This window comes from Saccharothrix sp. NPDC042600 (assembly GCF_040647305.1).
Taxonomy (GTDB): Bacteria; Actinomycetota; Actinomycetes; order Mycobacteriales; family Pseudonocardiaceae; genus Actinosynnema; species Actinosynnema mutabilis.
Genome location: NZ_JBEZBW010000002.1, coordinates 83,493 through 101,885, shown reverse-complemented (window position 1 = coordinate 101,885; position 18,393 = coordinate 83,493). Strand labels below are relative to the sequence as shown.

18 protein-coding genes are annotated in these 18,393 nt (G+C 72.9%); 6 read left to right on the top strand and 12 right to left on the bottom strand.

Features of this window, described 5'->3' with window-relative positions:
- Window positions 1-5 precede the first annotated feature (5 nt).
- From AB0A74_RS02400 to AB0A74_RS02390, 3 genes are read left to right on the top strand one after another with little or no spacing between them, the layout of a single operon-like run.
- Window positions 6-1,205 (top strand): sensor histidine kinase, encoded by a 1,200-nt coding sequence (locus tag AB0A74_RS02400; protein ID WP_358247102.1) that lies wholly within the window; start codon window positions 6-8, stop codon window positions 1,203-1,205.
- Window positions 1,202-1,825: a response regulator transcription factor gene (locus tag AB0A74_RS02395; RefSeq protein WP_358247101.1), complete on the top strand. Its 624-nt coding sequence runs from the start codon at window positions 1,202-1,204 to the stop codon at window positions 1,823-1,825. The genes AB0A74_RS02400 and AB0A74_RS02395 overlap by 4 nt, the downstream gene beginning before the upstream one ends.
- 11 nt (window positions 1,826-1,836) lie before the next feature.
- Window positions 1,837-3,774 carry a HEAT repeat domain-containing protein gene (locus AB0A74_RS02390; protein ID WP_358247100.1) on the top strand — a complete coding sequence of 646 codons (1,938 nt, stop codon included), beginning with the start codon at window positions 1,837-1,839 and terminating at the stop codon, window positions 3,772-3,774.
- Window positions 3,775-3,831: 57 nt separating this feature from the next.
- Here AB0A74_RS02390 and AB0A74_RS02385 read toward each other — a convergent pair whose 3' ends face one another.
- From AB0A74_RS02385 to uraH, 10 genes are all read right to left on the bottom strand, one after another.
- The gene (locus AB0A74_RS02385) at window positions 3,832-4,485 is read right to left on the bottom strand and encodes a hypothetical protein (protein ID WP_358247099.1); all 654 of its coding nucleotides are present in this window, start codon (window positions 4,483-4,485) and stop codon (window positions 3,832-3,834) included.
- 25 nt (window positions 4,486-4,510) lie between these two features.
- Window positions 4,511-4,885 carry a gamma-glutamylcyclotransferase gene (locus AB0A74_RS02380; RefSeq protein WP_358247098.1) on the bottom strand — a complete coding sequence of 125 codons (375 nt, stop codon included), beginning with the start codon at window positions 4,883-4,885 and terminating at the stop codon, window positions 4,511-4,513.
- The gene (locus AB0A74_RS02375) at window positions 4,794-5,852 is read right to left on the bottom strand and encodes an XdhC/CoxI family protein (protein ID WP_358247097.1); all 1,059 of its coding nucleotides are present in this window, start codon (window positions 5,850-5,852) and stop codon (window positions 4,794-4,796) included. Before AB0A74_RS02375 ends, AB0A74_RS02380 begins: the two co-directional genes overlap by 92 nt.
- A gap of 14 nt (window positions 5,853-5,866) precedes the next feature.
- Window positions 5,867-7,291 carry an NCS2 family permease gene (locus tag AB0A74_RS02370; RefSeq protein ID WP_358247096.1) on the bottom strand — a complete coding sequence of 475 codons (1,425 nt, stop codon included), beginning with the start codon at window positions 7,289-7,291 and terminating at the stop codon, window positions 5,867-5,869.
- 132 nt (window positions 7,292-7,423) lie between these two features.
- The gene (locus tag AB0A74_RS02365) at window positions 7,424-7,906 is read right to left on the bottom strand and encodes a nucleoside deaminase (RefSeq protein ID WP_343931833.1); all 483 of its coding nucleotides are present in this window, start codon (window positions 7,904-7,906) and stop codon (window positions 7,424-7,426) included.
- Between the two features lie 19 nt (window positions 7,907-7,925).
- Window positions 7,926-10,142, bottom strand: a complete 2,217-nt coding sequence (locus AB0A74_RS02360; RefSeq protein WP_358247095.1) for a molybdopterin cofactor-binding domain-containing protein — start codon at window positions 10,140-10,142, stop codon at window positions 7,926-7,928.
- Window positions 10,139-11,494: an 8-oxoguanine deaminase gene (locus AB0A74_RS02355; protein ID WP_358247094.1), complete on the bottom strand. Its 1,356-nt coding sequence runs from the start codon at window positions 11,492-11,494 to the stop codon at window positions 10,139-10,141. Before AB0A74_RS02355 ends, AB0A74_RS02360 begins: the two co-directional genes overlap by 4 nt.
- Window positions 11,491-11,961: a (2Fe-2S)-binding protein gene (locus tag AB0A74_RS02350; RefSeq protein ID WP_358247093.1), complete on the bottom strand. Its 471-nt coding sequence runs from the start codon at window positions 11,959-11,961 to the stop codon at window positions 11,491-11,493. Before AB0A74_RS02350 ends, AB0A74_RS02355 begins: the two co-directional genes overlap by 4 nt.
- A gap of 4 nt (window positions 11,962-11,965) precedes the next feature.
- Complete coding sequence (locus tag AB0A74_RS02345; protein WP_358247092.1) at window positions 11,966-12,838, bottom strand: xanthine dehydrogenase family protein subunit M; 873 nt, start codon at window positions 12,836-12,838, stop codon at window positions 11,966-11,968.
- The gene (gene uraH / locus AB0A74_RS02340) at window positions 12,838-13,146 is read right to left on the bottom strand and encodes a hydroxyisourate hydrolase (protein ID WP_358247091.1); all 309 of its coding nucleotides are present in this window, start codon (window positions 13,144-13,146) and stop codon (window positions 12,838-12,840) included. Before uraH ends, AB0A74_RS02345 begins: the two co-directional genes overlap by 1 nt.
- A gap of 177 nt (window positions 13,147-13,323) precedes the next feature.
- On the opposite strand from uraH, the gene AB0A74_RS02335 reads away from it, so the two are divergent.
- Together AB0A74_RS02335 and AB0A74_RS02330 are read left to right on the top strand one after the other, a co-directional pair.
- Complete coding sequence (locus AB0A74_RS02335) at window positions 13,324-14,778, top strand: PucR family transcriptional regulator ligand-binding domain-containing protein (protein WP_358247090.1); 1,455 nt, start codon at window positions 13,324-13,326, stop codon at window positions 14,776-14,778.
- Window positions 14,779-14,788: 10 nt separating this feature from the next.
- Window positions 14,789-15,169, top strand: coding sequence for a hypothetical protein (locus AB0A74_RS02330; protein WP_358247089.1), 381 nt, complete (start codon window positions 14,789-14,791; stop codon window positions 15,167-15,169).
- 41 nt (window positions 15,170-15,210) lie between these two features.
- On the opposite strand, the gene AB0A74_RS02325 is transcribed toward AB0A74_RS02330, so the two are convergent.
- Window positions 15,211-15,564: an Imm1 family immunity protein gene (locus AB0A74_RS02325; protein WP_358247088.1), complete on the bottom strand. Its 354-nt coding sequence runs from the start codon at window positions 15,562-15,564 to the stop codon at window positions 15,211-15,213.
- Window positions 15,565-15,566: 2 nt separating this feature from the next.
- Window positions 15,567-16,979: a DUF1996 domain-containing protein gene (locus tag AB0A74_RS02320; RefSeq protein ID WP_358247087.1), complete on the bottom strand. Its 1,413-nt coding sequence runs from the start codon at window positions 16,977-16,979 to the stop codon at window positions 15,567-15,569.
- A gap of 402 nt (window positions 16,980-17,381) precedes the next feature.
- Here AB0A74_RS02320 and AB0A74_RS02315 point away from each other — a divergent pair, with 402 nt between their 5' ends.
- Entirely contained in the window at window positions 17,382-18,305 is a 924-nt protein-coding gene (locus AB0A74_RS02315) for a superoxide dismutase (RefSeq protein ID WP_358247086.1), read from the top strand.
- The last annotated feature ends 88 nt before the right edge of the window (window positions 18,306-18,393 follow it).

Sequence of the window (18,393 nt, the reverse complement as noted above, 5' to 3'; positions counted from 1 at the left end):
GGGGAGTGTCGGACAGCCTCGACGTGTGGGAGCGCCGGCTGAGCCGGGTCAGCCGGGTCGTGCCGTACTTCGCGTTGCTGCTGCCCGCGCTGCTGTACGCGCTGACCGTGCCCGACCCGGTGGCGGAGAAGGCCGTCTCGCTGGGGATCGTGGCCGGCGCGGTGCTGTGGATGGCGTGGTTCTACACGCTGCACCCGCAGTGGCGCGCCCGGTCCGGGCTGATGACGGTGTTCTTCGTCGGGGTGCTGGTCTTCTACGCGTCGCTGGGGCTGCGGGACCCGATCTTCGGGTTCTACTCCTTCGCCGGGTACGTCTACGCGGTCGAGGTGCTGCCGGGGCGGCGGATGTTCGCCGGCGTGCTGGCCAACGCGGTCCTGGCGGCGCTCGCGCTCTACGGCGGGCCGCCGCCGGCCGAACCGGTGGCGGTCGTGGTGTTCGTCGTGGTGGCCCTGTTCTTCGCCACCATCGCCCTGACGTTCACCATGCTCGGGCACATCACCACCGAGCAGGCCCGGCGGCGCAAGGAGATGGTCGCCGAGCTGGCCGCGATGGTCGAGGAGAACGCCGGCCTGCACGCCCAGCTGCTGATCCAGGCGCGGGAGGCGGGTGTGCTGGACGAGCGGCAGCGGTTGGCGGGGGAGATCCACGACACCCTGGCGCAGGGGTTCACCGGGATCATCACCCAGCTCCAGGCGGTGGAGACGCCTTCGCGGCACGTGGACACCGCGGTGCGGCTGGCGCGGGAGAACCTGGCCGAGGCCCGCCGCTCGGTGCACGCCCTGCGCCCGCCCGCGCTGGAGGACGCGAACCTGCCCGACGCGCTGGTCGAGGTCGCCGGCGGGTGGACCGACCAGACCGGCGTGCCCGCGTCGGTGGCCACGACGGGCGCGGCGCGGCCGCTGCACCCGGAGGTGGAGGTGGCGTTGCTGCGGACCGCGCAGGAGGCGCTGTCCAACGTGGCCAGGCACGCGCGGGCGTCGCGGGTGGGGTTGACGCTGTCCTACATGGAGGACGTGGTGACGCTGGACGTCCGGGACGACGGCGCCGGGTTCGACCCGTCGCGCGGGAGCGCCGGGTTCGGGTTGGTGGGGATGCGGCAGCGGGTGTCGCGGCTGGCCGGGTCGCTGGTGGTCGAGTCCGAACCCGGCGGCGGCACGGCGGTGTCGGCGTCGGTGCCCGCGATCCCGGCGGAGGTCGTGCGGTGATCCGGGTGGTGATCGTGGACGACCACCCCGTGGTGCGCGACGGGCTGCGCGGGATGCTCGCGGTGGCCGGGGACGTCGAGGTGGTCGGCGAGGCCGCGGACGGCGCGGAGGCGGAGGCCGTGGTGCGGGCGGTCGCGCCGGACGTGGTGCTGATGGACCTGCGGATGCCCGGCGTGGACGGGGTGACCGCCATCGGGCGGCTGCGCGACGTGCCGGCGCGGGTGCTGGTGCTCACGACCTACGACACCGACAGCGACGTGCTGCCCGCGATCAAGGCGGGCGCGACCGGGTACCTGCTCAAGGACACGCCCCGCGACGAGCTGTTCCGGGCGGTCCGGTCGGCGGCGCGCGGCGAGGCGGTGCTGTCGCCGTCGGTGGCGACCCGGCTCGTCGGGCAGGTGCGCACACCCGCCGCGGAACCGCTGAGCGACCGCGAGGTGGAGGTGCTGGGCCTGATCGCGCGGGGTTGCACGAACCGCGAGGCGGCGGCCCGGCTGTTCATCAGCGAGGCGACCGTGAAGACGCACCTGGTGCACGTCTACGCGAAGCTCGGCGTGAACGACCGGGCGGCGGCGGTGGCGGTGGCCTACGAGCGGGGAGTGCTGACGGCGGACCGTTAGTGTTTCGCCGCATGGGGGTCCTCACGGGTCTGGACGGGATCGACTGGTCGGCGCTGCGGCACGCCTACGGGCCCGCGCACGAGGTGCCCGACCTCTTGCGCGGCTTGGCCTCCGACGACCCGGAGGTCCGCGAGGTGGCCCTGGACGGTCTCTACGGGGCGGTGCTGCACCAGGGTTCGGTCTACGACAGCACGTTGGCGGCGGTGCCGTTCCTGCTGCGCCTAGCCTCGGCCGACGGGCCAGGCCGGGCGGCGGCGGTGGAGTTCCTCGCCGCCGTGGCCGGGTCGTGCGCGGAGCGGGAGCCGGGCGTGGTCGTGGCGGCCGGACCGGTGTTCCTCGACGCGTTGGCGCACCCCGACCCCGCGGTCCGGACCGCCGCGTGCACCGGGGTGGTCGCGTGCCGCCCGGAGGGCGCGGCGCGGGCGCTGTCCGCGCGGCTGGCGCTGGAACCGGACGTGGACGTGCGGATCGCCGTGGTGGACGCGTTGCGCGCACTGTCCGAAGTGGACGAACTGGTCGCGGTGGCCGGAGGTGGCGACCGCCCGGCGGTGCGGCTGACCGCGCTCGCCGGCGTGGCCGACCTCGACCCGGACCGGTTGCCGGACGACGTCGTGGCCGCGGCGGGCGAGCTGGTGCGGCGGGTCTACGCGGAGGGCACGTCGGCCCCCGAACCCGCCGGGTTCTCCACCGACACCCTGGTCGGGCACATCCGCGAGCACGAGGAGGCCGCCGCCCGGGGTCGGCGCGCGGCGCGGGCCATGCCGCTGCTGGCGGGTCTGAGCCGGGCGCTGGGCGACCGCGTGGCCGACCGGGCACGGCTGCTGCGGCCCCTGCTCACGGCCGACGACTGGGAGGTGCGCCTGGACGCCGTCCGGGTCGCGGGCCAGGCGGTCAGCGGGTGGCGTGGCGACCACACCGAGCTGGTCCGGCTCATCGGGGACCAACTGCTCGCCCCCGAACCCCGGTTGCCGCGGGCCGCCGCGGACGCCTTGCGGTACCTGGACCTCGTCGCCGCACCCGCCGCCGACGCGCTCGCCCGCAGCGTCGAGCGGTCACCCCGCGCCGCGCCGCCCGACACGCTCGCCTGGGTGGTCGAGTGGCCGGCCGGTGGCTCGTCGGTCGGCACGGCCCTCGCCGCGCTCGCCGCCCTGGGCGACGCCAGGGCGTTGCCGGCGTTGACCTGGGCGTTGGAACGGCCCGTGCCGCCGGCCGACATCGGCCACGCCCTGCGCGGGCCGGCCGCCGGGGCGGCGTCGCTGGTGCCGCTGATCCGCCGCCGCCTCGCCGACCTGCCGGTCCCCGAGGGCCACGACCGGCACCGGTCCGGCCTGTTCGCCGCGCTGGGCGCGATGGGCGGCGACGCCGTGCCGGCCGTGCCCGACCTGGTCGCCCACCTGCCCGACGCGCTGCCCGCCGTCACCACCCTCGGGCCGCACGCCTCCGCCGCCGTCCCGGCGCTGCACGTCCTGCTCGACGACCCGGAGCACGAGGTCCCGGCCGCGTTCGCCCTGTGGCGGGTGACCGGCGCCGCCGACCGGGTGCTGCCGGTGCTGCTGCGGCACGTCGAGGACACCAGGGCCCTGGAAGCGCTGGCGGAGATCGGCCGGCCGGAGACCGCGCCCGCGCTGCGCCCGCTGCTGGACCACGACCGCGGTTGGGTCCGGCTCGGGGCCGCGGTGGCGTTGTGGCGGGCGACCGGGGACGTGGCCGGCGCGCTGCCGGTCCTGCGGGAGGTGTGGGAGGAGAACCGGCACACCCGCGCCGGGATCGCCCGCGCGGTGGCGCGGATGGGACCGGCGGCGGCCGCGCTGGCACCGCTCCTGCGCGCCGAGGTGGCCCGGCCGGACCGGCTGGGCTCCTCGACGGGCGGGGTGTGGAGCAGCGACGGGGTGCGGGCGGACGAGGAGCTGCGACGCGAGTGCCGCGCCGCGCTCACCGCGCTCGGCTGAGGGCCCGCTGCCCGGGCGGGTGGGCCCGCTGCCCGGGTGGGGCAGCGGGCCGGGACGTCAGGTCAGCAGCGGGAGGACGGTTCGACCGGCGGCTTCGAGGTCCTGGGTCGCGCGGGCGCGGTGCGGGGTGAAGATCGTCAGCACGGTCAGCAGGTCCGCCTTGCTCAGCAGCAGTTCGCACCGCTCGTGGGTGGCCGCGTGGTAGCACACGGCGAACTGGGCGTCCGCGCCCAGCGGCGGGACCTCCAGCTCGTCCACCGACGTGTACTCGTCGTCGCCGATCGTGACCGCGCCGCACTCCAGCGACTGGCGGGCCAGCCGCACGGTCTCCGCCGCCGCCGAGATCTTCCCGTACGAGACGGTGTACTGGATCATCGACGTGCGTCCGCGCGGGTCCACCCAGTGGCTCGCGGTCTTGGTCGCGGACTGCCAGCCGTCGGTCTCCAGCCGTTCCGGGCACGACACGACCCGGTACCAGTGCTGCCCCTCGCCGCGCGATTCGGCGACGTACCCCAGCGGGCGGAGCATGTCGGCGGTCAGCTGGGCGGCCTTGATGCGCGGCTCGATGGTTTCCGGGTCCGGCGCGGTCGGCGTGGTGGACGTGGTCGTGGTGGTGGTGGTCGCGGTGCTGCTCGCCGGCGGCGCGGCGGCCGGTCTCGACGAGCAGCCGAGAAGCACCAGCAGTGCGAGGACGATCCCCCCGTGTCTCATGGGCGGGACTCTAAGAAACGGGTGGTCAGCGCCGAGAACCCAGGTAGGCGCGCCAGTCGCCGACGGCCGTGATATCGGTCAGCTCGGCGCTGCCCAGGCACGCGTCGCGCAGCACGGTCGCCAGCGCGGCGCTGCCGTCGGCCAGTTCGACCACGCCGATCTCCAGCTCGGGCGGTTCGGCGGGCAGCAGGTGGTCGCGCAGCACGGTCAGCGGCAGGTCGTACAGCTCGCCGACGACGCTCCCGGTGCCGGAGGCGTGCATCGCCGGGAACCGGTCGCCCACGGAGAAGTACCGGTACTTGGGCGCACTACGCGCGACACACAACAGGGGCGTGCCCTGGAGCTGGTGGTGCAGCGGGCCGCCACGCATCCCGCCGCCGTTGAGGAAGATCAGTGCCATTCGGGTCCTCCTTGTGGATCGGGGTGTCGGCGCCGGTCAGGGGCAGCCCACCGCCGCCGCGCCGCACGGCGATGATCTCGGCGGCGATGGACACGGCCGTCTCCTCGGGCGTCCGCGCGCCCAGGTCCAGGCCGATGGGGGAGCGCAGGCGGGCCAGCTGGGCCTCGGTCACGCCCTCGGCGCGCAGCCGGGCGAGCCGGTCCAGGTGGGTGCGCCGCGAGCCCAGCGCGCCGACGAAGCCCACCGGCAGGCGCAGCGCTTCCTTGAGCAGCGGCACGTCGAACTTCGGGTCGTGGGTCAGGACGCACACCGCCGTCGAGGCGTCCACCGGGGTCGAGGCGAGGTAGCGGTGCGGCCAGTCGACCACGACCTCGTCGGCGGCCGGGAACCGTTCCGGTGTCGCGAAAACCGGCCGCGCGTCGCACACCGTGACGTGGTAGCCGAGGAACTTGCCTTGCCGCGCCACGGCCGCCGCGTAGTCGATCGCGCCGAACACCAGCAACCGCGGTGCGGTGCCCCACGATTCGACCAGCCGACCGTCCACAACGGACGAAGTGCTCACGGCATGAGGTGGGAAGGACACTTCACCGTCACCGGTGTCCAGCGACCGCGTGAGCACCACCGGACGGCCGTCGCGGGCCGCGCGCAGCGCCGACCGGATCTCCGGCGTCACGACCTGGACGAACACCTCCAGCTCGCCACCGCAGGTCAGCCCGACGGCGAACGCGTCCTCCGCCGAGTACCCGAAGCGCGCGAGCCGCGGCGTGCCGGTCTCCAGCACGGACAGCGCCAGCTCGTACACCGCGCCCTCCACGCACCCGCCCGACACGCTGCCCACGACCCGCCCGTCCGGGTGGACCGCCAGCGCCGCGCCGACCTCGCGGGGCGCGCTGCCCCGCACGGCCACCACCGACGCCACCGCGTACGGCCCGTCCCAGTCCGAGACGAGAGAAGCCAGCTCGCGCACTCCGGGTTCCTCCTCTAGTGCAGCACCGCGGTCACGCCCTCGACCCCGAAGTACAGGACGAACAGCGCCGCGATCACGGTCATCAGCCAGCCGGCGGACCGCCACTGGCCCTTGCAGATCTTGATCACCACGTAGGACACCAGGCCCGCGCCGATGCCGTTGGTGATCGAGTAGGTGAACGGGATCACCGCCACCGTCAGGAACACCGGGATCGTGTAGTCCGTGTCGTGCCAGGGGATGCGACGGCACTGGGCCATCATCAGCCCGCCGATCACCACCAGCGCCGGCGCGGCGGCCTGCGCCGGCACCACCGCCGCCAGCGGGGTGAACAGCAGGGTCGCGGCCAGCATCACGCCGGTCACCACACTGGCCAGCCCGGTGCGCGCACCCTCGCCGACGCCCGCCGCCGACTCCAGGAACACCGTGTTCGGCGACGACCCGGTCACGCCGCCGGCGACCGCGCCCGCGCCGTCGACCAGCAGGATGCGGCCCATGCCCTGGACCTTGCCGTCCCGGGTCAGTCCCGCCTCGTCCGACACCGACGTGATGGTGCCCATCGCGTCGAAGAACCCGGACAGGACCAGCGTGAACAGGAACACCGTCGCGGTGATCACGCCCGCCGAGACGAACCCGCCGAACAGGTCCACCCGCCCGAACAGCCCGAAGTCCGGCGCGGCGACGACGCTGTCCGGCACGTTCGGCGTCACCAACCCCCAACCCTCGACGTCGAACACCGAGTTCACCGCGATGGCCAGCACGGTGGCCGCCGCGATGCTGATCAGCACCGCCCCCGGCACGCCCCGGGCCATCAGCACGATCATCAGCAGCAGGCCGAGGGAGAAGATCGCGATCGGCCACCCGGACAGGTGACCGTCGAGCCCCATCCGGACGGGGACCGACGAGCCGACCGCGTCCGGCGTCCGGGTGACGAACCCGGCGCTGACCAGGCCGACCAGGGCGATGTAGAGGCCGATGCCGACGGTGATGGCGGTCTTGAGCGGGCCGGGGATGGCGTTGATGATCTTCTCCCGGACCCCGGAGGCGGCCATCACCACGATGCACAGGCCTTCGAGCACGACCAGGCCGAACGCCTGGGCCCACGTCATCGTCGGGGCCATCTGGAACGCCACGACCCCGTTCACGCCGAGCCCGGCGGCCAGGGCCAGCGGCGCGTTGCCGACCACGCCCATCAGGATCGTCATCACGCCCGCGGCCAGCGCGGTCGCGGTGGTGAGCTGCTCGGTGGTCAGGCGGGCGCCGGTGATGTCGGCCGACGCGCCCAGGATGAGCGGGTTGAGCAATACGATGTACGACATCGCCACGAACGTGGTGATACCGCCGCGCACTTCCCGGCCTATGGTGCTGCCGCGCTCGGTTATGCGGAAGAACCGGTCGAGTTGTGTGGTGCGTGTGGGGATGTCATCCCTGAGCTGGGTCATGACGTCCTTCCCATGCCGGTGGGCGCGTTCGGTGGGGCGAGGCCTGCAAGCAAGGCCCCGCCGAACGCGTTTGAAAGATGTTTCGCGTGCTCCGGTCAGCACTGGCGGCTCGTGGCCGCTCCGGGTGATGCGTCAGTAGTCGACGCGGTCGGTCCGGGACAGCCAGGCCGTGAACGGCGCGTTGTCCTCGCCCGTGGAGATCTGGTGCACCGGCAGGCTCCACAGCTCGCGGGGCTTGCCGAACAGCTCGTAGAACTCGCGGTCGTCGAAGCCGGCCGCGGCGGCGTCGTGCCGGTCGGCGGCGTAGACGACCCGGTCCACCCGCGCCCACAGCGCGGCGGACAGGCACAGCGGGCACGGCTCGCAGGAGGACACCAGCACGCAGCCGGTGAGCCGGAAGTCACCGATGGCCCGGCAGGCGGCGCGGATCGCCACCACCTCGGCGTGCGCGGTCGGGTCCAGGGTCGGGGTGACCTGGTTGGTGCCGGTGGCGATCACCTCGCCATCCCGGATGATCACCGCGCCGAACGGCCCGCCGCCCGCGGCGACGTTGCGGGTGGCCAGCTCGATCGACTCCCGCAGCCAGGCGTGGTCGGGCGAAACAGACGTGGTCATTGTGCGAAGCTCCAAGAGATCAGGTTCCGGTGATGTGCTCGGGGCGCACGGGAACACGGGTCAAGGCCAGGCCGGTCGCGTTGCGGATGGCGGCGACGATGGCGGGAGTGGACGAGATCGTGGGCGGCTCGCCGACCCCGCGAACCCCGTAGGGCGCGTTCGGGTCGGCCAGTTCGAGCACGTCGATGCTCATCGGCGGCATGTCCAGCACGGTCGGGATCAGGTAGTCGGTGAACGACGGGTTGCGCACCTTGCCGCCGGCGGTCTGGATCTCCTCCATCACCGCCAGGCCCAGGCCCTGCGCCGAACCGCCCTGGATCTGGCCCAGCACGGCCTGCGGGTTGAGCGCCTTGCCGACGTCCTGCGCGCAGTCCAGCTCGACCACCTTCACCAGGCCCAGCTCGACATCGACGTCCACCACCGCCCGGTGCGCGGCGAACCCGTACTGGACGTGCGCGTTGCCCTGCCCGGTCTCCGGGTCCAGCGGCTCGGTCGCGCGGTGCCGCCACTCCACCGTCTCGTCGATCACCTCGTCACCGAGCAGCTCCACCAGGTCCAAGCCCACCCGGCCGGCGGCGAGCTTGGCCAGCTCGTCCTTCACCGCCAGGCAGGCCGCGCGGACCGCACCGCCGGTCACGTAGGTCTGGCGGGACGCGGACGTGGAGCCGCCGTTGCCGATGCTGGTGTCCATCGGCAGGATCGTCACCCGCTCGACGCCCAGCTCCGTCCGCACGATCTGCTGCATGATCGTCACCAGGCCCTGCCCGACCTCGCACGCGGCGGTGTGCGCCAGCGCGGCCGGTTCGCCGTTGATGACCTGCAACCGCACGCGGGCGGTGGAGTAGTCGTCGTAGCCCTCGGAGAAGCAGATGTTCTTGATCCCCACCGCGTAGCCGACGCCCCGCACCACGCCCTCCCCGTGGGTGGTGTTCGAGACACCGCCGGGCAGGTTGCGCAGGTCGCGGTCCGAGGGCGGCGGCAGCGGCTTGTCCTTGACCAGCTTCAACAACTGGGCGACCGGCGCGGCCGAGTCGACCACCTGGCCGGTCGGCATGACCGAACCCTCGGTCATCGCGTTGACGATCCGCACGTCCACCGGGTCCATGCCCAGCGCCTCGGCCAGCTTGTCCATCTGGGACTCGTAGGCGAACCCCGCCTGCACCGCGCCGAACCCGCGCATCGCGCCGCACGGCGGGTTGTTGGTGTAGACGCCCCACGCGTCGATGGACAGGTTGTCCACCTCGTAGGGCCCGATGCCCAGCGTGGCGGCGTTCGCGACGACCGCCGGCGTGCTGGACGCGTACGCGCCGCCGTCGAGGTACATCTTCGCCTTGACGTACACCAGCTTGCCCGTGCGGTCCGCGCCGTGCTCGTAGTACAGGACCGCCGGGTGGCGGTGCACGTGCCCGTAGAACGACTCCTCGCGGTTGTAGACCATCTTGGTCGGCTTGCCGGTGTGCAGCGCCAGCAGACAGGCGTGCACCTGCATGGACAGGTCCTCGCGCCCGCCGAACGCGCCGCCGACGCCGGACAGCGTCAGCCGCACCTTCTCCAACGGCATCCCCAACGCGGACGCGATCTGCTTCTGGTCCACGTGCAGCCACTGGGTCGCGACGTAGAGGTCCACGCCGCCGTCCTCGGCGGGCACGGCGAGACCCGACTCGGGCCCGAGGAACGCCTGGTCCTGCATGCCGACCTCGTACCGGCCGGTCACCACGACGTCGGCCTTCGCCGAGACGTCGCCGCGCCGGATCGGCACGTGCCGCACCAGGTTCCCGCCGGGGTGCAACGGGGTGTCGTCGATCGCGGTCTCCATGTCCACGACCGGCGTGAGCACCTCGTACTCGACCTTGATGCGCTTCATGGCGCGCAACGCCGTCTCGGGGTGGTCCGCGCCGACCAGCGCCACCGGTTCACCCTGGTAGCGCACGACGTCCACGGCCAGCACCGGCTGGTCCTTGTGCTCCAAGCCGTACAGGTTCTGCCCGGGTACGTCCCGGTGCGTGAGCACCGCGTGCACGCCGGGCACCTTCAGCGCCTCGGTCAGGTCGATCGAGACGATCTTCGCGTACGGGTGGGGGCTGCGCAGGGTCGCGCCCCAGATCATGTCCTCGTGCCACAGGTCCGAGGCGTAGGCGTACTCGCCGCGCACCTTGAGCGTGCCGTCCGGGCGCTGCGGGCTGGAGCCGATGCCACCGGACACCGAGGACGTCAGTTCAGCGGGTGTGAGGCTCATCGGGTCACCTTCAGTCGTGCGCTCGCGGCACGCAGGTCGCGTGCGAGGTCGGATTCGGATGCGGTGCGCAGCTCGCCGTCGTCCACGACCACCCGGCCGCCCACCAGCAGCAGCTTGAGCCTCGGCAGCGGGCCCAGGACGAGCGCGGCCACCGGGTCGTCGATGCCCGCGTGGTCCAGGCCGTCCAACCGCCACACGGCCAGGTCGGCGAGCTTGCCCGGCTCGACCGAGCCGATCTCGTCGGCCCGGCCCAGGCACCGCGCGCCGCCCATCGTGCCCAGCCACAGGGCTTCGCGGACGTCCAGCGCCTTCGGTCCGCCGCGCTGCCGGGCCTGCAACACGGCCTGGTGCAGCTCCTCGACCATCCCGCAGGACTCGTTGGACGCCGCGCCGTCCACGCCCAGGCCCACCGGCGCGCCCGCGTCGAGCAGGTCCCGGACCGGGGCGATGCCCGTGCCCAGCCGGCCGTTGGAGGTGGGGCAGTGGGCGGAACCGGTGCTCGTGGCGCCGAGCTTCTTCACCGCGTCCGGCGCGAGGTGCACGGTGTGGGCGAGCCACACGTCGTCACCGAGCCAGCCGACCCGCTCGGCGTACTCCGTGGGGGAGCAGCCGAACTCGGCCTGGCACTGCTCCTCCTCGTCCAGCGTCTCGGCGAGGTGGGTGTGCAGGCGGACGCCCTTGCGCCGGGCCAACTCGGCCGCGCCGGTCATCAGCTCCCGGCTCACCGAGAACGGCGAGCACGGGCCGACGGCCACCTTGACCAGGGCGTCCGGGGACGGGTCGTGGTAGTCGTCGATCGCCTCCTCGGTGGCGGTCAACGCGGCTTCGGTCTCCTCGACCAGGTTGTCCGGCGGGAGCCCGCCGTGGGACTGCCCCCGGTCCATCGAGCCGCGGACGGCGTGCAGGCGGATGCCGACCCGACGGCCGGCGGTGACGAGGGCCTCGAACTGGTCGCCGCCCTCGCTCGGGAACACGTAGTGGTGGTCGGCGGCGGTCGTGCAGCCGGTCAGCGCCAGCTTGGCCAGGCCCGCCGACGCCGCCGCGTGCGTGATCTCCGCGTCCAGCCCGCGCCACACCGGGTACAGCGTGGTCAGCCACTCGAACAGGGTCGCGTCCTGCGCGTAGCCCCGGGTGGCCCACTGGTAGAGGTGGTGGTGGGTGTTGACCAGGCCCGGCGTCACCAGGCACCCGCTGCCGTCCACCCACGTGTGCGGGCCGGTCGGCTTCGGGGCCTGGCCGGGGCCGACGGCGGTGATGCGGCCGTCCTCGAACACCACGTGCCCGAAGGCGTGCTCGGTGCCGGCGGGGTCCATCGTGGACACCGCCACGCCGTCGAGGATGGTCGGGGTCATCGCGCGCCCTTCTTGCGGGCGGCGAGCCGGACCGCGTCCAGGATCTTCTCGTAGCCGGTGCAGCGGCACAGGTTCCCGGCCAGCGCCTCGCGGATCTCCGGGTCGGACGGCTCGGGCACCCGGTCGACCAGGTCGTGCGCCGCGACGACGAGACCGGGCGTGCAGAACCCGCACTGCACCGCGCCCGCCTCCACGAACGCCTCCTGCACCGGGTCCAACGAGTCGCCCTCGGCCAGGCCCTCGACCGTGCGCACCTCGCGGTCCTGCGCCTGACCGGCGGCGACCAGGCACGAACACACCGGCACGCCGTCGAGGTACACCGTGCACGAGCCGCATTCACCCTGCTCGCAGGCGTTCTTGGAACCGGGCAGGCCCAGCCGCTCGCGCAGCACGTAGAGCAGGCTCTCGCCCTCCCAGACGTCGTCGGCCTGCCGCTGCTCGCCGTTGACCGTCACGTTCACGCGCATCGCCCTAGGCCGCCTTCCCGGTGTAGTCCTGCCACGCCCAGCCCAGCGTCCGGCGGGCCAGCACGGACAGTGCGTGCTTGCGGTACGCGGCCGAGCCGCGCACGTCGTCGATGGGGCTCGCGGCAGCCGCCACCAGCTCCCCGAACCGGCGCTTCACCGAGTCCAGCAGCGGTTTCGGCGACTCCCACTGGCCGGTGGAGGTCAGCTCCCCGGACAGGAACTCCTCCGCCTCGGTCGCCCGGCGCGGGGTCGGCGCGGCACTGCCCACGGCCGCGCCCACCCGGTTCTCGCCGGGGTGCAGCGCCACCGCGAACGAGCACACGGCGATCACCATGGCGTTGCGGGTGCCGACCTTGGAGAACTGTTGCGGCGCCCGCGTGGCCGGCACGTGGACCGCCGTGATCAGCTCGTCGGGCTCCAGCGCGTTGCGCTTCACGCCCAGGTAGAACCCGGTGGCCGGGATGAACCGCACCCCGCGCGCCGACGCCACCTCGACGGTCGCGCCCGCCGCCAGCAGCACTGGGTGCGTGTCGCCCGCCGGCGAGGCCGCGCCCAGGTTGCCGCCGACCGTGCCCCGGTTGCGGATCTGCGGCGAGCCGACCGTGCGCGACGCCATCGCCAGCGCGGGCAGCGCGCCGCCCAGCTCCTCGATGATCCGCACGTACGGCACGCCCGCGCCGATGCGCACCACGCCGTCCTCGGACGAGTGCTCCTTCAGCTCCGGGACGCGGGTCAGGTCCAGCAGGGCCGCCGGGCGGCGGTGGTCGAAGTTCAGCTCCACCATCACGTCCGTGCCACCCGCGATCGGCACGGCGTCGGGGCGCTCGGCCTTGAGCGCCAGGGCCTCGGCGAGGGTGTCGGGTCGAAGGAAGTCCATCAGCTGCCTCGGTAGGTGGAGTACGCGAACGGGGACAACAGCAGGGGCACGTGGTGGTGCTCGCCGGGCTCGGTGACCCGGAAGGTCAGCACCACCTCGGGGAAGAACGGGGCCACGTCGCCGGTGTCGAACACCAGCCGGTAGACCCCGGCCCGCTCGCTGGGCCAGCCGGTGATCCGGCCGTCCTCGCCGGTGCGGGCTTCCGCCACCGTCTCGCCGTCGTGCTCCAGGCGCACCGCCAGGCCGACCGCCGGCCTGCCGCGCTGTGCGTCGAGCACGTGGGTGCTGATCGTCACTCGCCCTCCCATCGGTGTGTGAGCCAGTACACAGACCGGGCCGGCCGTTCAGCTACGGCCACGGCGCATGAATCCCAGGCTCCTACGGCGAGTGGTTTTGTGCTTTCCTACAAACACGATCGGACGAAGGTAAAGCGCTCGCATGACGTGAGGGAGGCGATCGTGTTGCGCGTACGCAGCTTGCTGCGGATGCCGGAGCTCCGACTGCGCCTCGTCCACGGCGAGGAGTTCCTGGACCGGCCCGTGACCAGGCTCTACGGCACCGAACTGCCCGACCCGGCGCGGTACCTGTCCGGTGGCGAGCTGGTGTTGTCGGGGCTGCTCTGGCACCGTTCGGCGGCCGATTGCGAGACCTTCGTCGCCTCTTTGGCGCACGCCGGCGTCGCCGCGTTGGCGGCCAGCGACCCGGAGGCCCGTGAATTGCCGGCGGCGCTCGTCGAGGCCTGCCGGCGGCACGGGGTGCCGTTGTTGGAGGTTCCGATCGACCTGTCGTTCGCGACCATCACCGAACGGGTCGTGCTCGAACTGGCCGCCGAACGGGTCGGCGACGCGGGCGCGCAGCTGGGCCGGCACCGGCGGCTGCTGACCGTGGTCGCCGACGGCGGCGGGCTGGGCGAGCTGGTGGCGGCGGGCGCGGCGGAACTGGACGCGCCGGTGCGGGTGCTGTCCACCACCGGGCACGTGGTGGCCGGCCCGGAACTGGCCGACGCGGGCGTGTTCGTGCGCGAGTTCCTGCTGGCCGACCGGCTGCCCCGGGTGGTGCGGCGGACGACGCTGCTGCCGGTGTCCGAGCGCGGCGGCTCGCGGGTGGCCACGTGGATCGTGGTGGTCGAGGGCGACCGGGCGCACGACGAGGTGGCGGCGGAGCTGGCCAGCCTGGTCGGCGTCGAGCGGACGCGGGTGGTGCAGGAGCGGCGCATCGAGAACCGGGCCGCCGGGCCGCTGCTGCGCGAGGTGCTGTCCGGGTCCGGCGACCTGGGTCCCCGGCTGGCCGCGGTCGGGTGGGACGCGGCGGAGTTCCGCGTGGTCGTCGCGTCGTGCACGGACCGGCGGGCGGAGCAGGCGGCGGCGTTGCTGGAGGAGGTGCTCGCGCCCATCGCGCCGCACGCGCTGGTGTCAGTGCACGGCGACGAGGTGTACGCGATCGCGCCTTCGGGGCCCGGCTGGGCGGAAGGCGTCCGGCAGGCGCTGCGGACTGTCGAGCCGGGGCTGGGGTCGGTGCGGGTCCTGGTCGGGATCTCGTCGGCGGTCGGCGCGGCCGGGTTGCGGGGCGCCGCCGAGGAGGCGTCGCACGCGCGGCGGCTGGGGGAGCGGCGGCCGGGGCGGACCTGCGTCGTGGCGGGCGAGGAGATCGCGCTGCACCAGTTGCTGCTGGCCGGCGTGCCGGAGGAGCTGCGCGGGTCGTTGCGGCGGCGGGTGCTGGGGCCGGTGCTGGACTACGACGCCGAGCACGGGTCGGACCTGGTGGGGACGCTGCGGGTGTTCCTGGACTGCTCGGGGTCGTGGACCACGGCGTCGGCGCGGCTGCACGTCCACGTGAACACCCTGCGCTACCGGGTCGGCCGGGTCGAGGAACTGCTCGGCGTGGACCTCTCGGACTTCACGTCGAGGGTGGACCTGTACCTGGCACTGCACGCGGGTTGATACTTGGCCCATGGCCTCCGCGCCGTGGGGCAACGTCGCCTTGTTCGTGGGTGTCGCGCTCGCGCCGTCCGCGCTGTGCTGGGCCGTGCTCCACATCCCCCGCCTGCTCCGGCGTCTGCGGCGGGAACCCTTGTCACCACAGGGACTTCCGATCGAACAGTTGGCCGCCGACCTGCGGCGCGTGCACCGGGTGCTGGCGCTCATCCGGCCGGGCACGCCGTACGCCCGCCGCGCAGGGGTACGGCAGGCGTACGACGTCCTGTTGGCACAGGCCTGTGCGGCGGTCGGGGTGCCCCACCGGCTCGACTCGCTCCCGGAGGGGGTAGACCGGGACATCGAGAGGCTTCGCGTCGAAGAAGCTCTGCGGCAAGAGGGGTTGGCCATCCCCTGAGGCACCGCCGCCGCGCGTCAGGGGATGGCCCGCGAGGCCGACTACCGGACCTGCTGCCAGGGGACCCGGGTCGGGCGCTCGCCGGTGGCCAGGAACTCCTCGATCGCCTTCGCCAGGTCGGCCACGGGGATCTCGCAGTGGGTGGGGAACCGGACCCCGGCGTAGCGGGGGCGCCGCCGCGGGCCCTCGCCGAGGCTGGCCCACGACCCGGTGCCCACGTCGGTGAACAGCATCGCCCCGCGGTCGCCGCGCACGCCCACCCACACCCGGCTGTCCGGGGTGTCGCGGTGCACGAGGGTCGCGTCCTCGGCGACGGCGAGCAGGTCGAGCAGGCGGCGGACGTCCTCGGTGCCGCGCACCTCGTCCACGCCGGTCCGGTGGTGTGCCTGGATCATCGTCACTCCCTGCACTTCTTGCCGGTGTTGATGCAGTCCACCACGCGGTTCATGATGTCCTCGCCCATGACGTTGGCGAAGTCGTCGTGGTCGGACAGCGGGTTGTGCTCCTCCTCGGGGAACGCGTCGACCGCGTACTGGCCGTTCTGCTGCACGTCGCGCGGGATGTCGTAGGTGAGGCTGATCCGCAGCTGCGGCACGGCGCGGAAACCCCTGGGGCACTTGCCGTTCTCGTTCGGGTAGACGATGTGGTCGCGGTGGTTGGCGCTGTCGGTGTTCTTGCCGTCCCAACAGCTCGGGAAGTCGTGGACGCGCTTGACCTTGCTGCCCCGCGGGCAGATCGGGTACTTGTCCATCAGGACCCGGTCCTCGAAACCGGTGCAGGTCCAGGACTTGCGGGCGTTCTTCGGGCCGTTGGTGGAGACCTTGGCGTCGCCGTAGAGGATGCGCAGGAACTGCGGCATCGCGACGACCTCGCCGGTGGGGCTGCCGCGGAAGGTCAGGTCCACCACCTCGGGGCGCTGGATCTCGCCCTCGTTGCCGGGCAGCTCGTTCTCGTCGCTCTGGCTCTTGCCGTCACCCTTCTCCGGCGCGTCGGCCTCGGCCTCCTTCTGCGCCTCGGCGACCTTGGCGTCCTTGGCGTCGCCGTCCTTGACCGTGCAGGGGGCGAGGCGCTGCAGGCCGCGGGGCCGCTGGGCGACCCGGTCGATGGCCTCGACGATCCGGCCGATGGTGGCGGAACGCTTGTCGCGCAACGGCTTCAGGACGGTGTTGTTGACGAAATCGGGATCGTTGACGTTGGCGGCCTTCTTGAGCTTGTCGTTGGCCTCGGCGATCTGGCCCTTGAGCTGCTGGAGGTTGCGGTCCACCTCGGCGCGGGCCTGCTGGGGGACGTTGCGCAGCTTGCGCTTGACGTCGGGGCACTCGACCTCGGCGTTGTTCGGCCGGCCGGGCTCCTCCTCCTCGTTCTCCCGGTCGATGCGGACCACGGGCCAGAAGTAGGTGGACTTGTCGCCGTTCTTGCAGGTGGTGTCGGCCTCCTGGAGGCTCTCGTTGGTCGAGTCGGCGTCGGTGGACACGTTCCCGACGTAGTCGTGCAGGTGCTGGGCGCCGTTGCGGACGCCGGGCTGCGCGATGAAGTTGTCCGGGTTGAAGTGCCCGTTCTCGTTGCGCCCGCAGTCGACGGTGAACGTGCCGTTGGTGGCGTCGCCTTCCGGCCTGGGCGCCTTGACGTTGCGCGCCTGCTTGGTGATGTCGACGAACAGGGACTTGTCGGCCCCGTCCGCCTGGGCGGTGCCCTGGTCTCCGGTGGTGGAGATCGCGACCGCCAGGCCGATCGTCAGCGCCAGCCCGGCGACGCCGGCTGTGAGCTTGGTGCGCCGCGAGAAGCGGTGCCGCCCCTGGTTTCGCGTCATGGATGTGTCACCTCGTCGTAGGTACGCGCATTCGCTTCGAACCCCGACCGCCGGTGGGCGGTGGACACCGGGGCATACGTGCCGATCCCAGTCCGCGACCTGGCCGTTACCCGTTCGTTATCTGCGGGCCACCCCTAACTTGGCGACGACCGGCGGCTGGCGCCCGGCGACCGGCGACCGGGTCCGGCGACCGGCGACCGGCGACCGGGGTCCGGCGACCGGGGGCCGGCGACCGACGACCGGGGCCCCGCGCGTCGGCGTCCCGCGCGCTGGGGTTCCGCGCGTCGGCGTGCGGGAGCCCCGCGCGGGTTCGGCGGTGATCCTGTCGGTTTGCTGTAGACCGTTCTCCCGGCCGCCCGCGCTGGGCCAGACTCGCGCGCACGGACAACCGAAGGAGTGGTCATGTCACGCAGAACCGGTGTGCTGGCCGCGGTGGCGCTCGGGGTCTCCCTCGTCGTCGCCGCGCCCGCCGCCGCCGAGAGCGCGCCGCCCTTCCCCGACGGGTTCGCACTGCCCGACGGCTTCCTGCCGGAGGGCATCGCCATCGGGCACGCGCCCGTCGCGTACTTCGGGTCGCGTGCGGACGGTGATCTTTTCCGGGTCGATCTGCGGACCGGGCGCGGGGAGGTGTTCAGCCAGGGCCCCGGCACGGCTTCGGTCGGGTTGAAGATCGACCGGTGGAAACGGCTGTTCGTCGCCGGCGGCGCGGGTGGGGACGCCCGGGTCGTGGACGCGAAAACGGGAGTGATCCTCAGGTCTTACGAATTCGCCGCGTCCGACACGTTCGTCAACGACGTCGTGATCACCGATGACGCCGCCTACTTCACCGACTCGCGCAAGGCGCTGCTCTACAAGATCCCATTCGGTCGGCACGGCGGCCTGCCCGACACGCACACCGCGATCCCGCTGACCGGCGACTTCACCCTCACCCCCAACGTCAACAATGCGAACGGCATCGCGCGGACGCCCGACCGGCGCGCGCTGCTGGTCGTCCAGAGCAACACCGGGCTGCTGCACCGGGTCGCCGACGACGGCGTCACCAAGATCGTTGACCTGGGCGGACACGTCCTGACCAACGGTGACGGCCTGCTCGTGGAGGGCCGGACCCTCTACGTCGTGCAGAACCGGCTCAACACCGTCGCCGTTTTCGAACTGGACAAAGCCGGCACCAGCGGAAAGCTCGTGACGAAGATCACGGACGCCCGGTTCGACGTCCCCACGACCGTGGCGAGCTTCGCCGACCGCCTCTATCTGCCCAACGCGCGTTTCACCACGCCTCCGACACCGACGACGCCGTACAACGCGGTGGCCGTTCACAAGCCGTAGGTCATCTCGGGTTAAGGGTCAGGGGGCTGATGAGCGCAAAGTTCACATCAGCCCCCTGTTCCGCATGTCACTCGACTGGGTAACCTCG

What these genes read in the sequence shown, in the direction of transcription:
- AB0A74_RS02390 (WP_358247100.1), top strand. Translation starts at nt 1,837, where the DNA reads ATGGGGGTCCTCACGGGTCTGGACGGGATCGACTGGTCGGCGCTGCGG.
- AB0A74_RS02385 (WP_358247099.1), bottom strand. Translation starts at nt 4,485, where the DNA reads ATGAGACACGGGGGGATCGTCCTCGCACTGCTGGTGCTTCTCGGCTGC.
- AB0A74_RS02380 (WP_358247098.1), bottom strand. Translation starts at nt 4,885, where the DNA reads ATGGCACTGATCTTCCTCAACGGCGGCGGGATGCGTGGCGGCCCGCTG.
- AB0A74_RS02370 (WP_358247096.1), bottom strand. Translation starts at nt 7,291, where the DNA reads ATGACCCAGCTCAGGGATGACATCCCCACACGCACCACACAACTCGAC.
- AB0A74_RS02365 (WP_343931833.1), bottom strand. Translation starts at nt 7,906, where the DNA reads ATGACCACGTCTGTTTCGCCCGACCACGCCTGGCTGCGGGAGTCGATC.
- AB0A74_RS02360 (WP_358247095.1), bottom strand. Translation starts at nt 10,142, where the DNA reads ATGAGCCTCACACCCGCTGAACTGACGTCCTCGGTGTCCGGTGGCATC.
- AB0A74_RS02355 (WP_358247094.1), bottom strand. Translation starts at nt 11,494, where the DNA reads ATGACCCCGACCATCCTCGACGGCGTGGCGGTGTCCACGATGGACCCC.
- AB0A74_RS02350 (WP_358247093.1), bottom strand. Translation starts at nt 11,961, where the DNA reads ATGCGCGTGAACGTGACGGTCAACGGCGAGCAGCGGCAGGCCGACGAC.
- AB0A74_RS02345 (WP_358247092.1), bottom strand. Translation starts at nt 12,838, where the DNA reads ATGGACTTCCTTCGACCCGACACCCTCGCCGAGGCCCTGGCGCTCAAG.
- uraH (WP_358247091.1), bottom strand. Translation starts at nt 13,146, where the DNA reads ATGGGAGGGCGAGTGACGATCAGCACCCACGTGCTCGACGCACAGCGC.
- AB0A74_RS02335 (WP_358247090.1), top strand. Translation starts at nt 13,324, where the DNA reads ATGCCGGAGCTCCGACTGCGCCTCGTCCACGGCGAGGAGTTCCTGGAC.
- AB0A74_RS02330 (WP_358247089.1), top strand. Translation starts at nt 14,789, where the DNA reads ATGGCCTCCGCGCCGTGGGGCAACGTCGCCTTGTTCGTGGGTGTCGCG.
- AB0A74_RS02325 (WP_358247088.1), bottom strand. Translation starts at nt 15,564, where the DNA reads ATGATCCAGGCACACCACCGGACCGGCGTGGACGAGGTGCGCGGCACC.
- AB0A74_RS02320 (WP_358247087.1), bottom strand. Translation starts at nt 16,979, where the DNA reads ATGACGCGAAACCAGGGGCGGCACCGCTTCTCGCGGCGCACCAAGCTC.
- AB0A74_RS02315 (WP_358247086.1), top strand. Translation starts at nt 17,382, where the DNA reads ATGTCACGCAGAACCGGTGTGCTGGCCGCGGTGGCGCTCGGGGTCTCC.